Source organism: Sphingobacterium sp. UBA5789, assembly GCF_002418355.1.
GTDB lineage: Bacteria > Bacteroidota > Bacteroidia > Sphingobacteriales > Sphingobacteriaceae > Sphingobacterium.
Genome location: NZ_DIDX01000004.1, coordinates 702,084 through 717,742, shown reverse-complemented (window position 1 = coordinate 717,742; position 15,659 = coordinate 702,084). Strand labels below are relative to the sequence as shown.

The window sequence follows — 15,659 nt, the reverse complement described above, 5'->3', positions numbered from 1 at the left end:
GTACCAATGCACCGTAGACAAAGTCAATTCTAAAAAATATCATTTTAATAAACATCCTATGACAGTAAAATTTCAGTATTTGGTTAGATTGCTGATGCTGTTAAGTTTTATTCCTGGACAGTCTGTATCCGCACAATACAATTCAGATACACTGTTTTTGGATGATAGCAGATTTAGTAAAGATCTTGAAAAGAAAGTATTGCACGCCTTTGATCTGTACAAAGGAAAAACCATACTTCAGTTGCAGAATGAAGTATCTTCAGTCAAAGAAGGGATTTCCGCAAAACGGAAAATAAAAAGTAGTAAAGAAAATGCTATCCTAACTGCAGAACAGCTTTATGAACAAAGAAAACGAGCTGTGATGATAGTGGGAAGAATAAATAATAGTTCCGGCGCGGATAATGAGGCTAAAGCAGATCTTTTTGCGACTGCATTTGTCATTTCAGAAGATGGTCTTTGTATTACTAACCGTCATGTATTTGCTGAATTGCTGACGACCCATTCTGAAAAAGATGCTATAAATAATCAAAAGGACAAAAGTACATATTTTGTCCTGTCTTATGATGGAGATGTATACTTCATCGATCAGGTACAGGCATATTCTACCGTCAATGATATCCTGATTTTTACCATAAAAGGTGCCGGTAAAAAATTACCTTATATTCCATTGGGAGAAGCATTACTTCCTGCTGCGCCAGTATACATTATTGCACATCCTGATAACAATTATTTTTATTTCAGTCAGGGTGTAGTTGCAAAAAACAGCCTGGTGGTACAACCTGACTCCACAGAACGACAATGGCGTATGGTGGTTAGTGCGGACTATGCTGTAGGATCCAGTGGCGGCCCTATCATGGATCAATCCGGCAATCTCGCAGGCATAGTATCTACTACCAGAAATATCTATGCAGATAACAGGTCTCCTCAGATGGTATTAAAAAATGCTATTTCTGTGCTGGCGATTAAAAATCTATTAAACTAATGATATACAAATGAGAAAAATACTGCTGTTTTTATTTTTGTCTCCCATATTCATATATGCCCAAGGTATTGATTTTGCAGAGGACATGAACTGGGAACAGATCATGATGAAGGCCAAAGCAGAGAATAAGTATATTCTTGTTGATTGCTCTACAAGCTGGTGTGTGCCGTGTAGAGTAATGGAGGAAAATGTTTTTAAGGTTGAAGAGGTAGGGAAAGTAATAAATGCTGACTTTGTGTCTTTGCAACTTCAGTTTGATATTGATACTCTTAAAAATCCTGAAAAAAAAAGCTGGCATAGATTAAGCCAGAAGTTTAACAATTTGTATAAGATTTCTGGTTTTCCCACCATTTTGTTTTTTGATTCGGACGGCAATCTTCTTTATCAGTTTACAGGAATGAAAAATGTCCCTGAATTTTTGAAAATAGTAGCACGTGTATCTAATGGAGAGCTTAAATATTATGCCCTCAACAAAAAGTATAAAGAGAGACCTGATGATATGGATAATCTTTATCAGCTGATTCTGCTTTCAAAAGGTCTCGACGAAACCAATGTTCAACACTTGTTGGATGAATATTTGCAACACAGGAAGGGGGTACACTCCGTTAAGGATGCACAACTTGTGTATGATGTAACAAATTCTTCTTCAAATCATTCCTTTAAGTTGCTGAAAGAGGAGGAAAAGGCTATCAATAGCTTTTTAGGAGAAGGTGTAAGTAATGATTTAATCCGGGCCATTGTTTATTATGAAGAAGCGTATTATAAACTTGGCAACGTATCTGCACAGGGCTATTTTATCAGAGATCCCAATCCGGACTGGAATAGTCTGGAAATAATTCTCCATGATAAATATCCGGATTTAACAGAAGACCTTTTAGCTTATATTAAGCTTAATTTTTATCAGACAGGACATTACTGGGATAGATTTATTCCTGCTCTTTCCGAATATATAACGCACTATGGCAATACAGTCAGTGCTGAAAAAAGAAAGGAATATGCTACAAATGTGGCAACTTATATAGATGATAAACATTTGATAGAAAAAACGTTGAACTGGTCAAAGCAGGTGTTAAAGGATGGTCTGACAGCTGAAAATTATAATACATTAGCTATATTATATTACAAAGACGGACAAACAGAAGAAGCACTTAACTGGATGGAAAATACTATAAAGAAAGATCCTGATGACAAATACAAGAATAATATGACAAAAATGAAAGCCGGTGAAAACCTCACTTTCAAAGTGCCTGTATCTTATTAAATAGATTTGATTCCGGAGTCATTAACATTTCAAAAGATGTCAATTACGAAGAAGCAGGAAGGGATAAAGTAATCTGACAATAAAATGCAGATTACTTTATTTATCTGATTATCAAATTCCCATTTCCTTAATGATGAACTGCGCATTGTCGATTTTATCAGCAATCCACAATACATAGCGTATATCCACACCTATGGAACGGCTGTAACTCTCATTCCATGCAAAATCATTGATAGTCGCATCATATGAACGATCAAAATTAACACCAATAAGTTCGCCATAAGCATTCATAATAGGGGAACCAGAGTTCCCTCCGGTAGTATCCATATTGTAAAGAATGTTGACAGGTACGTCTTTAAGGTCTTTCTTTTCATAAGCACCGAAGTTCTTTGATAACCATGCGGTACGGATTGCTTCAGGATAGACGAACTCAGGGTTGTCGGAATTGCCTTTTTCCAATATACCTTTAACAGTTGTAAACGGCTTCATATAAGTAGCATCGACAGGATTATATCCTTTGATATTTCCAAATGTAAGCCTAAGTGTCGAATTTGCATCCGGAATAAAGTTTTTGGACTGATAGATTTCTTTTACAGCTACGTAATCACCCATTAACTTGTTCAGTTGTCCGTCACGGCGTTGCTGTTCTTTTCCGAAAGTAGTCAATTCTTGATCCATAGCTTTTTGGAAGTTCAGCAGATTATCATTATATGCTAATAAACTTTTTGAATTTGCCAATACATCTTTAGTTAAGGCAGCTTCCTTATTCAACTTGGATTCTTTGATAAGTTGGATCGCATATTTGCTCGCCTGTTCCTGGTTAGCGAATTTCAGATTCTGAACGGTTTGGATAGTATTTGAACCTTTCAATTCGTAAGCATCAGCAAACATACGAGCCACAATTGTTTCATCAACCTGCATATTATAGCTTTCGTAATATCCGGCTATAGTCTGTTTTACTTTAGCAATATTCAGCTCAAAAAACTTCTGCTGATCTGCAGCACTTTTATATTTTAACATTTCAGCTTTGAAATCATTAATATCACGAGCCACCTGCAGCAGTCTGGTGCTGGAATAGATATTATTAAACCAAAGTTCTTTCTTTGCATCTTCAAATGTACGTGCATAGAAGTCTGCAATATCTGACATCAAGGTTCCGTATTTGGTTTTCAGTTCAGATTTACTGTTGATAAATGCAGCAAGCGCTTCATCTTCCTGTTTTTTCGAAGAAATCAAATCAATATTGCGAAGACCTTTTAATTTACCTCTGTAATTCTTCAGTACATTTGCATTTCGTTTGATACGGGTAGCCAAAGCCAGTTCCGTTGCTTTATCATTTTTACCAGCCAGTTCCATCTGTTTATTCTGAAAATCATAAAGCTCAGAAGTGTAAGGTAGTAAAAATTGCTGCTGGTAGGCAATGTATTGTGCCGGACGATGTCTGAATGTACGGCCCGGATATCCCAGAATAAAGACAAAATCATTTTCCTCAACACCTTTAGGATTTACTTTTAAGAATTTTTTAGGTTCATAGGGTACATTATTTTTGGAATATTTGGCTGAAGATCCGTCCGGAGCAACATAAGCACGTACAAAAGAAAAGTCTCCTGTATGACGAGGCCATACCCAGTTGTCTGTTTCTCCGCCGAATTCACCGATATCTCTTCTTGGGATGTAGACCAGTCTGACATCCTCTATCGTTTTATAACGGAAAAGTACATAGGTCTTACCGATAAACATTTCAGAAACTTCCGCTTTGATTGTAGGATCTTCTTTCTGAGCCTTAGCCGCAAGTTCTTCCCGTTTCTGTTTGATAATGGCAATCCTTTGGCTAGGATCAACTACGTTGGAAACAGCTCCAAGTATTTGATTAGAAACATCCTCATATGAATCTGTAATGCGGATAGTTAAGCCTTTGGCCTGAATTTCCTGTTCATGAGAATTAGCCACAAAGCCATTTTTAAGATAATCGTGTTCTTTAGTACTTGCAAGCTGTACAGCACTGAAAGCACAATGGTGATTAGTCACAATCAATCCTTTACCGGAAACAAATGATCCTGTACATCCACTGATTTGTACCAACGCATCGACAAGACCTACCTGCCCCGGGTTATAAATATCTTTTTCACTGATCTTTAGTCCGGCTGCTTTTAGTCCAGCTTTACTTAGCTCGCTGAGTGGAAACATTCCCTCATCAGGAACTTTAGCTGAAAATTGAATCGCACTTGTGGCAAAAAGGAGTGCCAGAGCAAATCCTTTTTTGTTAAAAATGTTCATATGTTCGTTGTTTTATCTGCGTATGGATATAGTGATTGAAAATAAATTCAAAAATAACAAATCTTTACAGGGAATAAAGAGGAATTGCAGAAAGACAGGTATATATTGAGCTTTTGCTTAAAAACTTCCTATTTTTGTATCATCAAAATTGATCTTATGACGCTCGTCCAATTGGAATACATTATAGCTGTTGATACTTACCGTAGTTTCGTTGCTGCCGCAGAAAAGTGTTTTGTTACACAGCCAACGTTAAGTATGCAAATCCAAAAACTGGAGGAATCGCTGGGCGCCAAAATATTTGACAGAAGCCGGCAACCTGTGGTGCCGACTGAAATTGGAGAGAAGATCATACATCAGGCACGGATAGTGCTTACAGAAAGTAAAAAAATCACAGAGATCGTACAGCATAGCAGAGGGGAATTAGAGGGGACATTGAAAGTAGGTATTATTCCTACAGTAGCTCCTTACTTATTACCACGTGTATTGTCATCTTTTATGCAGCAATTTCCAAAACTGCAACTGCAGATCTGGGAGTATACAACGGAACGTATTATTCATGAACTGAAAGTAGGAATTCTGGATTGTGGCATTTTATCAACCCCTCTTCATGACAACAGTATTCAGGAAATACCGCTTTTTTATGAAACATTTGTGGGGTATGTGTCCGAAAAAAGCAACCTTTTTGAGAAGAAAATGATCAGTCCGGAAGATATTGCGCATGAAAAATTATGGTTGCTTAATGAAGGACATTGTATGAGAGGGCAGGTGCTGAATATCTGTCATTTCAAGCATAATCAGGATACAGAAGGTACTTTTGAGTACAACACCGGAAGTGTAGAGACCTTAAAAAGAATGGTAGATATCAATTCAGGAATGACTATACTTCCTGAAATGAGCATCCTGGATTATGATGAGGAACAATTATTGCGTGTAAGATACTTCAAGTCACCGGAACCGGTGCGCGAGATCAGCATCGTGACAACTCAAAATTATGTCAAGCGCCAGGCTATACAGGCACTTGAAAAAGAAATTCTGAAAGCGGTGCCAGACAGATTTAAGAATAAGAAGAAAAAGGATATCATGGAGTTTGGTCTCTAACCCCGAAAAGTAATGAAGATAAATTTTAGACAAAGGCTTGAAATACTGAATAAATGGCGCATGAAGAAAATTTCTAACCGAAATTTTCTGATTATTCTGGCTTTTGTAGTTGGTATCATTGGAGGTGTGGCTGCATCTGTATTGAAAGGGATGACTCATTTTATAGCGTCTGCTTTACAGGATGATGTAGAATGGCATTATAAATATTCGTTTTACCTTGTGTTTCCGTTGATAGGTATTCTCCTAAGCGTATTGTATATCCGAAAGTTTCTGAAAGGAAAAAACTTTGAGCACGGAATTACCCCCATTATTTATTCCATTTCCCGAAAATCCAGTCGTATAGAACCGCATAACGTGTATTCACAGATTATTACCAGTGCTATTACAGTTGGTTTTGGTGGATCATCCGGGCTCGAAGCACCTATTGCTTACAGCGGATCAGCGATAGGATCTAACGTAGGTCGTTTCTTTGGACTGCAGTACCGCGAAATCACTATGCTACTGGCTTGCGGAGCTGCAGCAGGAATTTCAGGTGCATTTAACAGTCCGGTTGCGGGAATGATCTTTGCCATTGAAATCTTACTGCCTGAGTTTTCAATTCCTGCATTTATTCCTTTGTTGATATCATCCGCTTTAGCATCAGTAGTATCCAGATTGTTATACAGCGAACCTCTGTTCCATACTGCTACATCAGATTGGGAGTTTAATGCCTTATTCTTTTATCTGCTTATGTCTGTATTGATTGGGCTTTATACTGTATACTTTGCTAAAATAAGTGCTCTTATAAAGGGTTGGTTCAGTAAGATTAAGAATCCCTATAATAAAGTTTGGTTCAGTGGTATTTCACTTGGATTGATGATCTTTATTTTCCCGGCGTTGTACGGAGAAGGATATTTAACTATTCAGCAGTTATTGGATGGGCGTTTCGACTCCATTGTCAAAAACAGTTTGTTTTCCAGTTATAAGGATATTGGCTGGGTCGTGGTTGTTTATACCGTTCTGACGCTGTTTGGTAAATCATTTGCAGCTCTTTTCACCTTAAACGGAGGGGGAAACGGAGGAGTGTTTGGTCCCAGTCTGGTCATGGGTGGCCTGTTGGGTTTTGCATTTGCATACGGAATGAATCAGACAGGTCTTGTGACATTGAATATTCCTAATTTCGTAATGGCAGGAATGGCAGCAGCATTAGCTGGTATTATGCATGCACCACTAACCAGTATTTTTCTGATCGCAGAGATCACAGGAGGTTATACCCTGATGGTGCCGCTTATGCTGGTCGCTTCTATAGCTTATCTGATTAACAGGGCTGTACTTAAACACTCTATTTACACTAAAGTACTGGCAGATTCAGGTGATCTGGTTTCCTACGAAGACAAAGATAGATCTGTTTTGAGCATGATGAAGCTCCGGTACGTATTGGAAACCAATTTTGTAATATTAAGACCTGGGGAGACTCCTAATGAGCGTAAGCATGATATTATACATTCTAAAAGGAATATCTTTCCAATAGTGGATGATAAAGGTAAATTTCTGGGAATCTTATATATAGAATACTTACTTTCTATTCTTTTAGGTGAAGAGGAGGGAATTGATAAAGACTTCGGAACTCTGGTGCAGAAACCCAATGACATTATCAAAGGGGACGAGAATATGGAGATCGTAATGTCAAAAATGAATAAAGAAGATGTATGGATCCTCCCTGTGGTAGACAAAGAGGATCACTATCTCGGATTTGTTTCGAAGTCCAGTGTTTTTAATAAGTACAGAGCCTTATTAATGCGTCAGGGACATTATCTGGAATAAGATCTAATTTCTCAGACTCATTATTTTAGCTACATATTTGCCCACAATATCAAATTCCAGATTAACTTCGTCACCTACATTGATCTGTCCCAGATTGGTGTGCTCCAAAGTGTATGGAATAATAGCTACTGAAAATTCATGATCTTTAGAGCCGACTACGGTAAGACTGATTCCATTAACAGTAACAGAACCTTTTTCTACGGTCATATTCTGTGTGCCGGGATCATATGTAAAGGTGAATATAGTACTGCCGTTCTGATCTTCTTTTGCTGTACATACTGCCGTCTGATCCACATGTCCCTGTACAATATGTCCATCTAATCGGCCTCCGATCAACGTGCATCGTTCCAGGTTGACAATATCTCCGGTCTTTAGCTTACCCAGATTGCTTTTCTTCAATGTTTCATCAATAGCTGTGACTTTGTGTATATTTCCTTCCAGACCTACGACAGTCAGGCAGACACCATTGTGAGAAATACTCTGGTCAATCTTAAGTTCATTGGAAATCGCAGATTCTATATATAAATGGAGATTACTGTCTTCACTGACAATATCTTTGACCCGGCCTAATGTTTCTATAATACCTGTAAACATAATATAATTTAATTTATACAAATATACCGATTCGAATGCTTCTTACTGTCATTTGTATGCTGAATTATAGAGGGTCATAAATAGGATTATGTCTGAAGACTATGTACGAATCGGAGTGGCAAAAAAAATGTAAAAATAAATTTGCATAGTGTTAATAATACACTATCTTTGTGTCATCATAATTTAGGTTTATAATTGGTTATAAAGGTTTCCACTCTCCCCGTTTGGAAACCTTTTCTTTTTTATCCGGTTTTTAGATTCTTAAGGGGAGTTAGACCTTAATCTTATTTAGCAATTCACGTAAAAAATTAATGAGCTTTGATGTTCAGAAGATAAAACAGTTGGCGTGGACGCCAACCAACACGACATGCGCTTTGGCTTAGCGCGTTGGTAAATATCATCTCATATAGCGTCTGCAGGTGTCCCCACCTGCAGCATCGAAACGGAAATGCTTTGATATTGTATAGATATAGCAGTTGGCGGGGACGCCAACCGACGCAGGGTGAGTTTCGGCTTTGGTTTATTGCGTTAGTAAATGTCATATCACATGGTGTCTGTAAGTGTTACTGCCTGCAGTGTAAAAATGAAAAGGCGTCTGAAGGTATCCCACCTGCAACATAGAACCGAAAATGCTTTGATATTGTATAGATATAGCAGTTGGCGTGGACGCCACCCGACGCTACGTGAGTTTTTGCTTAGGACTTTAGTAAATGCCATCTCATACGGCGTCTGCAGGTGTCCCACCTGCAGCATTGAACCGGAAGTACCTTGATATTGTATAGATAAAACAGTTGGCGGGGACGCCAACCAACACGGTATGAGCTTTGGCTTAGTGCGTTAGTAAATATCATCTCACATGTCGTCTTTAAGTGTTTGTACCTGCAGTGTAGAAATGAAAAGGCGTCTGCAGGTGTCCCCACCTTCAGCAGAAGAATCGGAAAGAATTTTATATACTTCTAATTCAAAAAAAATAAAAAATATTTTGAATAGTGTAATATGTACACTATCTTTGTGCTATCATAATTTAGGTTTATAATTGGTTATTAAAGGTTTTCATTCTCCCCGTTTGAAAACCTTTATTTTTTTAAAAATTTTATTGTTATTCGATAAAACAACCGGTTGTAGAGCAACAATCATCAGATAATTTCCCAAAAAGATAAAATAAATTTGCAAGTTAATTATATTACCTCTAACTTCGTCTTAGGTTTAGGTTGATTGCCTCGTTAAGAGGTATTTTAGAGCCTGGAAAATCGCCCGATTCTTCCAGGCTTTTTCTTTTTGTATTTTATTGTATCTTAAGATTTGATTCGCTTACATAAAATCCTATTTTTGAAATTCAAACCATAGCACCATGCAATATCCATTTAGCAAATGCTCAAGAGGCGTCAATATATCTAATCATTTTATGTATTCGTTATACTCGGTTTGGATCAAAGACAAGTGGATAACCTTTTAAAAGGCAAATTATTTACATATGAAATATCCATGTAGTAGAGACTGCACAAATACGAATGAATATTGTTTGGATATTCCATATGACCATTGAAAATCAAATTATTTACATATGAAATTTTATTCCTTTTTATTTCTTTTCCTTATTTCAACAACCTTACTAGCGCAAGAGTCAGGATATCAGATTTCTTACCTGAGGAGCAGTAATGGTAAAATCCATGAGAAGCAAAGCCCGATCCTGGTATACGCAAACAAGGATCAAACTGCTGTGACCAGTCAACAGATCCTTGAAGGTAAGGCCCGCTTTCCTTATGAGCGCTATTTTGTGAATCGTAAAAGCGGAGCCTATTATAAAATTTCAACTTTTGAGGGAGGACGTGAAATCGCGACTGTAGACTCAGCTTTGCTGGATAAGCAAAAACTGGTGATCACAGGAGAAACGAAAAAAATATTAGGTTATACGGTTAAGAAAGCTACTACTTCTGTTAATTCTAATACGATCGATTTATGGTTTACGGAAGAGCCCGGAATCAAAGGGTCTCCTGTTGAATTAGGACAAAACCTGGGACTGGTACTGGAAATGGTTCGAAATGGCAATTCCGCAATAACAGCAACGAAGATGGAGAAAATAAAAAGTATTCCTGCGGCTATCAGTTTACAGGAATCGGGTTCATATGTGGATGAACTTACGTACCGGGATTTGTTATGGAAAAGCAGATTTGTAGATATTCCTGTTTTCTATAAGCAACGTATCCGTTTTAATGATGCAACCCGTTCGGATAGTATCCTGAGGTTTGCAAACGGAACAGTCATTGTCAAAAAAGTAAAAATACCGGAACTTAAAAAAAATGAAGGACAGGCTTTTGTAGAAGTTATTCAGCAAGCTAAGGGAGATGCATATGACCGTACTGGTTCAGTATTCCTGATTCCGGCAGATCGAGATATCAGTTTTCTGGACGGAATGAAAAACGGAATGAATACTTTGCCGGCATATGAGAATGGTAATGGGAAGAAATATCAGGGAATGACCCAAACTGCTAATTTTGAACCGGTACTGGAGCTGATGCGATTTTTTACACCCTTTGGTGTCAGTCAGTTTAATTATATCAAAATAAAAGGTAAAACATGGCAGGACAGTGTGAGCTATCGTCAGGAAATCTCTGAACTTCTTCCAAGATTTGCAGGTAAAGAGGTATATATCGGTACGTATATCGGTAACTATGATAAAGAAGGACATGAAGTCACTGTTCGTCTGACTATACATCCTGGAAAACCACAGTTTTCGGAAGGAGCAAAAGTACTTTCCCTTTTCAATACTACAAATGTAATGGAAATGGGTGGACAGGAATATCCGACAATGTTTAATCAGGAGAAAGGAGTGGAGGTCAAATTTACGTTAGATCAGGATGTTAAAAATGCACAGTTACGATATATTACTACAGGTCATGGTGGCTGGGGTGAAGGTGATGAATTTGTTCCTAAAGCAAATACCATATTTTTAGATGGTCAGCAAGCTTTCAAATTTACACCCTGGAGAACAGAGTGTGGTTCTTACAGATTATCTAATCCTGCATCCGGAAATTTTGAAAACGGATTGTCATCTTCAGATTTAAGCCGCTCTAACTGGTGTCCGGGAACTGTTACAAATCCAATATACATTGATCTCGGCGATCTTAAAGCCGGAGAGCATACTATACGTGTTCATATTCCTCAGGGCGAGCCCGAAGGAACAAGTTTATCCTATTGGAATGTTTCCGCAGCTTTACTCTATTATTAAGCAACAAAAAAGCCTTCCTGTATGACGGGAAGGCTTTTTTGCTCGATTATAATATATGTTTATACGTTAAATCTGAAGTGCATAATGTCTCCATCTTCCACGATATACGTTTTACCTTCCACGCTAAGCTTACCTGCTTCCTTAACCGCTGCTTCTGAGCCATATTGAATAAAGTCTGCATATTTAATCACTTCTGCGCGAATAAAACCTTTTTCAAAATCAGTGTGAATGACACCTGCTGCCTGAGGTGCAGTATAACCTTTTTCAATTGTCCATGCACGGACTTCCTGTACACCAGCAGTAAAATATGTAGCCAGATCAAGCAGAGAATATGCGGCACGGATTAATTTGTGAACACCAGATTCTGTTAATCCAAGATCATCCAGAAACATCTGGCGCTCTTCAAAACTTTCTAATTGTGCAATTTCAGACTCGATTTGTGCAGAGATAATCAGTACTTCCGCATTTTCGTCCTTTACAGCTTCTTTTACTTTTTCAACATAAGCATTTCCTGTATTTACAGAAGCTTCGTCTACATTACATACATATAGTACAGGTTTTGCAGTTAACAAAGCCAGATCCTGAATAAATTCAAAGTCTTCTTTCTCTATCGGTGTTGTACGTGCTGATTTACCGGATTCCAAATGTTCTTTTACAACAGAAAGGATGTCAAATGTACGCTTAGCGTCTTTATCTCCACCTGTTTTAGCCATTTTTTCTACCTTCTGAATACGTTTAACAACAGTATCCAGATCTTTTAACTGCAATTCTGTATCGATAATTTCTTTGTCACGGATAGGATCTACAGATCCGTCCACATGGATCACATTACCATCATCAAAACAACGCAATACGTGAATAATTGCATTTGTTGTACGGATATTGCCCAGGAATTGATTGCCGAGACCTTCACCTTTGGAAGCGCCTTTTACCAGACCTGCAATATCTACGATCTCAATGGTATTAGGAACCAGACGCTGAGGTTTGACAAGATCAGCAAGTTTATTTAAACGTTCGTCCGGAACAGTAATTACTCCGACGTTCGGTTCTATTGTACAAAATGGAAAATTTGCTGCCTGTGCCTTCGCATTAGACAAGCAATTAAATAACGTTGATTTGCCCACGTTAGGTAGGCCAACTATACCGCATTGTAAAGCCATGAATTGTGCTGTTTTTTAAAATTGTACAAAGATAGAAAAATCAAATCAACTAATCGTATATTTAAGTATGCAATGGATAGAGATTCCTTCACAATACCTCAATAATCCGGAAGAAATACGTTTAGTGAAAGTTCCGGGATTGAATTTTTGTCTTACACAGCAAGGCGGTGAATGGGTCGCTTTTTCGGAGAAATGCCCGCATGCGGGTGCTCCTTTGTCTACCGGATGGTGCGAAGAGGGGCGTGTAATCTGTCCGTATCACAGACATGCTTTTTCCCTTAAAACCGGGAGAGGAGATCCCGGACAGGGTAATTTTGTGAATTTATATCCTTTGAAACAGGAGCGGGATAAGTGGTTTGTGGGCCTGGAGAAAAAATGGTGGCAAAAGTTATTTTAGCCAAATGCTATTTGTTTGATATTGAGATTTTTGTGTATTTATTTTGCACCGTTGATACATTGTAAATTTTGTTTTATATTTAACTCACTAACCCCAAATTATAAACGGTATGAAAATTTTAAAGAAAATCCTGTTAGCTATTCTGGCTTTAGTTGTCATCTTATTGATCGCAGCTTTGTTTTTAAAGAAAGATTATGCTGTAAAACGTGAAATTGTTATTAACAAACCTCGTGAAGTGGTGTTTGAATATATCAAATACATCAAAAACCAGAATTATTACAGTAAATGGGCAACTATGGATCCCAATATGAAAAAAACATATACCGGAACTGACGGAACGCCTGGATTTATTTCTGCCTGGGATAGTGATCAAAAGGATGTAGGTAAGGGCGAACAGGAAATTAAGAAGATCACCGAAGGAGAACGTATCGATATGGAGATTCGTTTTATAGAGCCATTTGAATCTAAAGATAAGGCTTATATGATCACAGAAAGTACTTCACCTACATCTACAAAGGTTATTTGGGGATTTGACGGACACATGGATTATCCTATGAATCTGACATTGTTGTGTATGGATTTTGACAAAATGTTAGGCGGAGATCTCGAAACAGGTTTGCAAAGATTAAAAGGACAGTTGGAAAAATAATATTGGCCAACTGTATTTTAGAGACAGTTGCCGTATTTTTTAGGAATGGTAATTTTGTAAATTATCATTCCATATCTTAATTTCTTTATCAGGTATTTAATACAGCATCAGGTATGCCGGGAAATCTTTTATGCCTCTTTAACTCTTATCTGTTGAATATGAAACATTTGGATATTTCTGTACAATAAAGTTTTGTCTGCACACCTTCAGACCTCATGCTGCAAAGCATCAAATAGACTGTTTCCGTTTTTAATTGAGTATATTTGTAACGTTAAATTTGAAAGAAATTAACGAAATCGTATGCAAAACAAACAAATCGGTGTAATTGGCAGTGGGAGTTGGGCTACAGCTATGATTAAAATGCTGACAGATAATCTGTTGGATAAAACGGTGTTATGGTGGGTTCGTAAACCGGAAGATTTGCAATATATATTGGAATATAAGCATAACCCTACTTATCTGAGTGCTGTTGAAGTTAAATTGTCAGAGGAACAAATTTCAACTGATGCTGCCCAGCTTATCCGCCGTTCAGATATTGTGATTTTAAATACTCCGGCGGCTTATCTTAAGGCGGCATTGAAAAATGTAAAACCTGAGGATTTTGAAAATAAAATTGTAGTCTCTGCGATTAAGGGGATTGTTCCGGATGAAAATCTGGTGGTAGGTGAATACCTGATGGAATATTATAATGTTCCGTTAGAAAATATAGTGGTTGTAGGAGGTCCTTGCCATGCAGAAGAGGTATCACTGGAAAAACTGTCTTACCTTACGCTGGCCTCTAAAAATTTGGACCATGCAGAAGAAATGGCTAAATTTCTAAGAAACAGATATATCAAGACCATTATCTCAGCTGATATTTTTGGGGTGGAATATGGGGCTGTGCTGAAGAATATATATGCTTTGGCAGGCGGTATATGTCATGGGCTGGGATTTGGAGACAATTTTCAGGCTGTCCTTGTCTCTAATGCAATACGTGAAATGGAAACCTGTGTGGATGTCATTGACCCTCAACCTCGAGATATAAATCATTCAGCTTATTTAGGTGACCTTTTGGTAACTGCCTATTCCCAATTCAGCCGCAACCGTACGTTCGGCAATATGATAGGTAAAGGTTATAGCGTTCAATCTGCTCAATTAGAGATGAATATGGTAGCGGAAGGTTATTATGCCTCTGCCTGTATTCAGCGAATTATTCAAAAATTTGACCTTAAAATGCCTATATGTGATGCTGTATACAAAATACTGTACCAGCAAAGTCCAGCATTACCAACAATCAAAACCCTAGCAGATTCTCTAACCTAATTTTTTACATGATAACGAAAGAACAGATAGCCGAAACATATAAGTCTATTCAGCAAGAAATTACCGATGCTTTAGAAGTATTGGATGGTAGTGCTAAATTTCAGGAAGAACTGTGGGAACGTGATGGCGGAGGCGGGGGCCGCACCCGTATTATACAAGGTGGCAATTTGATAGAAAAAGGTGGTGTTAACTTTTCTGCAGTTCACGGGACACTCCCGGAACCTATAAAAAAGGCTTTTGGAGTTGAGGATGATCAGTTTTTTGCAACAGGAGTATCTATTGTACTTCATCCTAATCATCCGTTAGTGCCTATTATTCATATGAATATCAGGTATTTCGAGCTGAATGAGCAAACCAGATGGTTTGGCGGAGGTATAGACCTGACGCCTCACTATGTATATAAGGAAGATGCGCAACATTTTCATCAGACATTGAAAACTGTATGTGATAAGCACAATCCTGATTTTTATTCTGAATTTAAAACATGGGCTGATAATTATTTCTTTATTCGCCACCGGGAAGAAACACGGGGAATTGGTGGTGTATTCTATGACCGCCTTACTCCTGCAAAAACAAATATGTCATACGGACAGATCTTTGATTTCTCCTGTGATCTGGGACGTACTTTTGCAGGTGTGTATGCTGAATTAGCAAACAGACATCGTCATGAAAGCTATTCAGAAGAACAAAAAAACTGGCAGATGCTCAGGAGAGGCCGGTATGTTGAATTCAATCTGGTGTATGACGCCGGTACGAAATTCGGGTTAGAAACTAACGGTCGTATCGAATCTATTCTGATGAGTCTTCCTGCACAGGCGAACTGGGCTTATGATTTTAAAACACAGCCCGGATCAAAAGAAGAGGAAACACTTTCTTTACTTAAAAAAGGTATTGACTGGGTTTAATA

Annotated in this window: 12 protein-coding genes; 9 read left to right on the top strand and 3 right to left on the bottom strand. The window is 37.9% G+C overall.

The annotated features are described in order from the left end of the window. Positions 1-58 precede the first annotated feature (58 nt). Together B4B65_RS12425 and B4B65_RS12420 are read left to right on the top strand one after the other, a co-directional pair. Positions 59-982: a S1 family peptidase gene (locus B4B65_RS12425; protein ID WP_293915901.1), complete on the top strand. Its 924-nt coding sequence runs from the start codon at positions 59-61 to the stop codon at positions 980-982. Positions 983-992: 10 nt separating this feature from the next. Continuing rightward, positions 993-2,243, top strand: coding sequence for a thioredoxin fold domain-containing protein (locus B4B65_RS12420; protein WP_293915900.1), 1,251 nt, complete (start codon positions 993-995; stop codon positions 2,241-2,243). A 111-nt stretch (positions 2,244-2,354) separates the two neighbouring features. Here B4B65_RS12420 and B4B65_RS12415 read toward each other — a convergent pair whose 3' ends face one another. Further along, positions 2,355-4,520: a S46 family peptidase gene (locus B4B65_RS12415; RefSeq protein ID WP_293915899.1), complete on the bottom strand. Its 2,166-nt coding sequence runs from the start codon at positions 4,518-4,520 to the stop codon at positions 2,355-2,357. Positions 4,521-4,676: 156 nt separating this feature from the next. Between B4B65_RS12415 and B4B65_RS12410 the strand changes: the two genes are divergently transcribed. After that, on the top strand, positions 4,677-5,618 hold the full coding sequence (locus B4B65_RS12410) for a hydrogen peroxide-inducible genes activator (protein ID WP_201679348.1): 942 nt from the start codon (positions 4,677-4,679) through the stop codon (positions 5,616-5,618). Positions 5,619-5,678: 60 nt separating this feature from the next. Beyond that, a complete protein-coding gene (locus B4B65_RS12405; RefSeq protein WP_293915898.1) occupies positions 5,679-7,421 on the top strand; it encodes a chloride channel protein in 1,743 nt (580 codons plus the stop codon). A gap of 3 nt (positions 7,422-7,424) precedes the next feature. Here the strand turns inward: B4B65_RS12405 and B4B65_RS12400 are convergent, their stop codons facing one another. Next, a complete protein-coding gene (locus B4B65_RS12400) occupies positions 7,425-8,015 on the bottom strand; it encodes a riboflavin synthase (protein WP_293915897.1) in 591 nt (196 codons plus the stop codon). Positions 8,016-9,579: 1,564 nt separating this feature from the next. Between B4B65_RS12400 and B4B65_RS12395 the strand changes: the two genes are divergently transcribed. Beyond that, positions 9,580-11,244 (top strand): PNGase F N-terminal domain-containing protein, encoded by a 1,665-nt coding sequence (locus B4B65_RS12395; protein ID WP_293915896.1) that lies wholly within the window; start codon positions 9,580-9,582, stop codon positions 11,242-11,244. 59 nt (positions 11,245-11,303) lie between these two features. On the opposite strand, the gene ychF is transcribed toward B4B65_RS12395, so the two are convergent. Further along, on the bottom strand, positions 11,304-12,404 hold the full coding sequence (ychF, locus tag B4B65_RS12390) for a redox-regulated ATPase YchF (protein WP_293915895.1): 1,101 nt from the start codon (positions 12,402-12,404) through the stop codon (positions 11,304-11,306). Between the two features lie 67 nt (positions 12,405-12,471). Here ychF and B4B65_RS12385 point away from each other — a divergent pair, with 67 nt between their 5' ends. From B4B65_RS12385 to hemF, 4 genes are all read left to right on the top strand, one after another. Continuing rightward, positions 12,472-12,801 carry a Rieske (2Fe-2S) protein gene (locus tag B4B65_RS12385; RefSeq protein WP_293915894.1) on the top strand — a complete coding sequence of 110 codons (330 nt, stop codon included), beginning with the start codon at positions 12,472-12,474 and terminating at the stop codon, positions 12,799-12,801. A 109-nt stretch (positions 12,802-12,910) separates the two neighbouring features. Beyond that, positions 12,911-13,450 carry an SRPBCC family protein gene (locus tag B4B65_RS12380; protein WP_293915893.1) on the top strand — a complete coding sequence of 180 codons (540 nt, stop codon included), beginning with the start codon at positions 12,911-12,913 and terminating at the stop codon, positions 13,448-13,450. A 300-nt stretch (positions 13,451-13,750) separates the two neighbouring features. Then, positions 13,751-14,752, top strand: coding sequence for an NAD(P)H-dependent glycerol-3-phosphate dehydrogenase (locus tag B4B65_RS12375; RefSeq protein WP_293915892.1), 1,002 nt, complete (start codon positions 13,751-13,753; stop codon positions 14,750-14,752). An 8-nt stretch (positions 14,753-14,760) separates the two neighbouring features. After that, the gene (gene hemF / locus B4B65_RS12370; protein ID WP_293915891.1) at positions 14,761-15,657 is read left to right on the top strand and encodes an oxygen-dependent coproporphyrinogen oxidase; all 897 of its coding nucleotides are present in this window, start codon (positions 14,761-14,763) and stop codon (positions 15,655-15,657) included. Positions 15,658-15,659 lie beyond the last annotated feature (2 nt).

Excerpts from the sequence above, each read along its gene's own strand:
- B4B65_RS12415 (WP_293915899.1), bottom strand. The coding sequence starts at position 4,520 with ATGAACATTTTTAACAAAAAAGGATTTGCTCTGGCACTCCTTTTTGCC.
- B4B65_RS12385 (WP_293915894.1), top strand. The coding sequence starts at position 12,472 with ATGCAATGGATAGAGATTCCTTCACAATACCTCAATAATCCGGAAGAA.
- B4B65_RS12400 (WP_293915897.1), bottom strand. The coding sequence starts at position 8,015 with ATGTTTACAGGTATTATAGAAACATTAGGCCGGGTCAAAGATATTGTC.
- B4B65_RS12425 (WP_293915901.1), top strand. The coding sequence starts at position 59 with ATGACAGTAAAATTTCAGTATTTGGTTAGATTGCTGATGCTGTTAAGT.
- B4B65_RS12380 (WP_293915893.1), top strand. The coding sequence starts at position 12,911 with ATGAAAATTTTAAAGAAAATCCTGTTAGCTATTCTGGCTTTAGTTGTC.
- ychF (WP_293915895.1), bottom strand. The coding sequence starts at position 12,404 with ATGGCTTTACAATGCGGTATAGTTGGCCTACCTAACGTGGGCAAATCA.
- B4B65_RS12395 (WP_293915896.1), top strand. The coding sequence starts at position 9,580 with ATGAAATTTTATTCCTTTTTATTTCTTTTCCTTATTTCAACAACCTTA.
- B4B65_RS12375 (WP_293915892.1), top strand. The coding sequence starts at position 13,751 with ATGCAAAACAAACAAATCGGTGTAATTGGCAGTGGGAGTTGGGCTACA.
- B4B65_RS12410 (WP_201679348.1), top strand. The coding sequence starts at position 4,677 with ATGACGCTCGTCCAATTGGAATACATTATAGCTGTTGATACTTACCGT.
- B4B65_RS12405 (WP_293915898.1), top strand. The coding sequence starts at position 5,679 with ATGAAGAAAATTTCTAACCGAAATTTTCTGATTATTCTGGCTTTTGTA.
- B4B65_RS12420 (WP_293915900.1), top strand. The coding sequence starts at position 993 with ATGAGAAAAATACTGCTGTTTTTATTTTTGTCTCCCATATTCATATAT.
- hemF (WP_293915891.1), top strand. The coding sequence starts at position 14,761 with ATGATAACGAAAGAACAGATAGCCGAAACATATAAGTCTATTCAGCAA.